The sequence below is a fragment of the Mycobacterium sp. genome (assembly GCF_035314665.1).
Classification (GTDB): domain Bacteria; phylum Actinomycetota; class Actinomycetes; order Mycobacteriales; family Mycobacteriaceae; genus Mycobacterium.
This window is the reverse complement of record NZ_DATFZD010000070.1, coordinates 1-3,035: the sequence shown is the minus strand read 5'-3', so window position 1 is coordinate 3,035 and position 3,035 is coordinate 1. Positions and strand designations below refer to the sequence as shown.

Below are 3,035 nucleotides of genomic sequence, written 5' to 3'. Positions count from 1 at the left end.
GGGGCGCACCAAGGGCAGAAGGTCACCAGCCATGACGACCGACGATGTGGCCGGGCCCGGTGCGTTTCCCGCTCGCCGACGGGACCCGCGCCAAAGCGTTGACCGGGATCGATGACCATTCTCGGATGTGCGTGTGCGCGGTTGATGGCCGCCGAGCGCACCCGCGTGGTCTGTGACGAGTTGCGGGCCGGCCTGGCCGCCTACGGGGCGCCAGAGCAGATCTTGACTGATATTCAATCTGGGTGGGCGGCGTTGGGCCTGTCCCGCGGCCGGCAGGAAGGATCGGTGCCGTCCGGCACCCGTTCGTCATCATTGCTCGATCGATTGGAGCGCTTGGCGACTTGTTGCCTGTTGACCATGTTGGCGGGCGGGGCCACTGCCGGAAGTCGAGATGCCCTATTAGGAACCCGGCGACCCGACCGGTAGCGGTCCCCGAACCCGGCAGTGACCGCATCGGCGGCCTCCACCAAAGCCGGTATCGATCTTCGGCTTGGCTCCGGAACACGCCTCGATCACCGACTTCAAACCGCCTGATCTTGCGGGCAAGCTCCGCGACGTGGACGTGACGGTGGGGGCCGAGTTAACGAGTTGTCTCGCGGCGGCAAGAATAATCGAGTGCCCCTGTTGATTGGCCTACACCACGTCACTGTGCCGTCCAGCGATCCGGTGGCGGCCAGCGACTGGTATGTACGGGTCTTCGATTTCGCCGCCCTCTTGATCGAGGAAAGCGAAAACGAGGTAACGGCCGTGCTGCTGCAACATTCGTGCGGTGCCCGTCTGTTGTTGCGGCGCGCCGCCGAGCCGCTGGCCACATTGCGCGGATACCCGTTGTTCGGTCTGAGTGTCGCCAACCACGATGAGTTGCTGCGCTGGGTAGAACGCCTCACCACATTCGATGTCGAACATCGCGGTGTGCACCAGGCGCACCTGGGCTGGGCGGTGACCGTCACCGGCCCGGACCTGGTCCAGATCCAGCTCCACACCGACGAGGGACCCAGCGGCGAAGGCAAGTAGGTTATTGATCGATAACGATTGGGAATCGACCGGAATCGCTGAGTTCACGTCGGTTTACTCAGGTATCGAACTTCCTTGTGGCACAAGGAAATACCGGCACTCTCCGAAATCGCTCAGCCGTCTGAGAAGTCACTACCCCATGGAGGCGAGCATGCTCTTGGCGTCGGGCAATGCCGCCTGAAACGCGTCGGGGCTGATGGCGCGGAAATCGATGAAGCCGGTTTTTTGGGTCGAGGCGTTAAACAGCGTCGTCCAGATCCCGTACAGCTGCGTCGTGCCCTGGTGGGTTTGGCGATTGGCGGTGTAGTTGACCTGCAGGGACTGGGTAAAGTTGTTGCCCTGCACCGTCTGCACCCCCTGGGGTTCCTCAACCACGTTCGCGAGTCCGCTGCGTAGGGTGTCCTGACCGGTCATGAAGCCTGCTTCTTCGGTGATATCCGGCATCGCCGGCTTGCCGGAGTCGGCCTCCATCAGCGCGCTGTTGTCGCTGTTGGCGAGCAAGACCCAGGTCTGTGACGATTGGACGATCGTCCAGCCGGGGGCCACGGTGAGGGTGACTCCGTCCGGGAAATTGATCGTCCCGCCGCCGAGCGCGTGGGGTGTGGGAACAACCCCGCCGCCGGGTCCGGTCCTGGGGGGCATGGGCTGGGTCGATGGGCCGCTGAACACCACGGCTGCGGTGACCCCCACGGCGAATATCACCACCACGACGATGATCGCGGCCACCACCGCCCCGTGCAATCGGTGCTCGACGGGGCCCGCATCGGGCGCGGCGCCGACGGCGGTGTGCAGCGCGGTGCGCGTGACCAACAGGCCCGCCCCGGCCAGCACGAACGCCACCAGCATGGTGAGCACAATCCCGCGCCTCCCGTACGGCTGCAGCAGCGTGGTGGCCAACCCATAGAGCACCACCAACACCAGGCCCTCGATCACGCCCACGGCCGGGTTGACCCCGGGGCTGCGCAACCCCAACACCGCCACCGCCGCCGCGGTGGCCAACACGATCGGCTGCAAAAATCCCAGGGTCAACGCGATGAACGCCACGCTCACCGGGTCACCCGCGGTGGCCTGCAGGTGGGTGAACGCGCCGTGTTGGACCACCACACTCAGGCCCAGCGACAGCGCGGCGCCGCTGAGCGCACAGGTGACCACCACATCCATCGGATGGCGAAACGCCGCGCGGGCGGTCACCAGCAGCGGCGCGACCAGCACCGCCACGAACGCCACCACCGGCACCAGCACACCCAGTTCGAGGATCCGCGACATCGGCGGGAGTCGGTAATGGCCGGCCGCCAGTGCGATCCCCGGGGTGAAATAGGTTTGCAAAAACCCCACACCCACGCCCAGAACCAGTGACAGCGCAAACGTCACGGCGATGACGGTCAGCGGCTCGTCGCGCCACAGATTGTGGTCGTGGATATAGGTCAACACCACCGCCGGCAACGCCGCCGCGGCCAGCACCAGCGCAATCGACAACGACCCGAACGCCGCGGCGATCAACGCCGCCAACAGCGCCAGCGCGATCACGCCGCGGTAAATGTGGTGACGCTCTTCGGCCAGATGCGGCATCAGCGTGCCCACCACCGCCGCCGGGCGGCGCGGCCCATGCGTCATCCACCGATTCGGACTGTCCATCAGTTCCTCCCAGCTCCCCCGGCTATGCGGCGCACCGCAACTCCTCACCCGGGCAGAGGTGGCTCGGCGAGCGTACAACGAATCGGCGGTTGTCAGGTGAAAACATATTCACAGAAGCCCAAAGCAACTCTTCTCTGCCGCAGGCCACGAGCACAAGATCGATCCGCTCCGCCAGGCCCGCGAAGCCTGCTATACGCTGCGCGAATTCATTGAGAAGGACGACCGTTGCTAACTCGGCAGGGCATCGAGCAGCTCTCGCCCTAGCACGGCTTCAGGCCGGGGCGGTGAGGTGTTGCAATCTGCTACAGTTGTAGCAGGTTGCTACATCGGGGAGGGCGTTATGGCGAACACCGCTGATCGGGTGACCCGCGTGGCCGCCGACTTAA

The 3,035-nt window shown here is 65.2% G+C and carries 2 protein-coding genes and 1 pseudogene; 2 read left to right on the top strand and 1 reads right to left on the bottom strand.

All coding sequences use genetic code 11. The annotated features are described in order from the left end of the window. Positions 1 to 65 precede the first annotated feature (65 nt). Positions 66 to 231 (top strand): annotated as a pseudogene (locus VKI00_RS05175) (IS481 family transposase); the annotation flags it as partial. 384 nt (positions 232 to 615) lie between these two features. After that, positions 616 to 1,014, top strand: a complete 399-nt coding sequence (locus VKI00_RS05170) for a VOC family protein (protein WP_324435937.1) — start codon at positions 616 to 618, stop codon at positions 1,012 to 1,014. Between the two features lie 132 nt (positions 1,015 to 1,146). On the opposite strand, the gene VKI00_RS05165 is transcribed toward VKI00_RS05170, so the two are convergent. After that, positions 1,147 to 2,649: a zinc ribbon domain-containing protein gene (locus tag VKI00_RS05165; protein WP_324435936.1), complete on the bottom strand. Its 1,503-nt coding sequence runs from the start codon at positions 2,647 to 2,649 to the stop codon at positions 1,147 to 1,149. Positions 2,650 to 3,035 lie beyond the last annotated feature (386 nt).

What these genes read in the sequence shown, in the direction of transcription:
- VKI00_RS05165 (WP_324435936.1), bottom strand. Translation starts at nt 2,649, where the DNA reads ATGGACAGTCCGAATCGGTGGATGACGCATGGGCCGCGCCGCCCGGCG.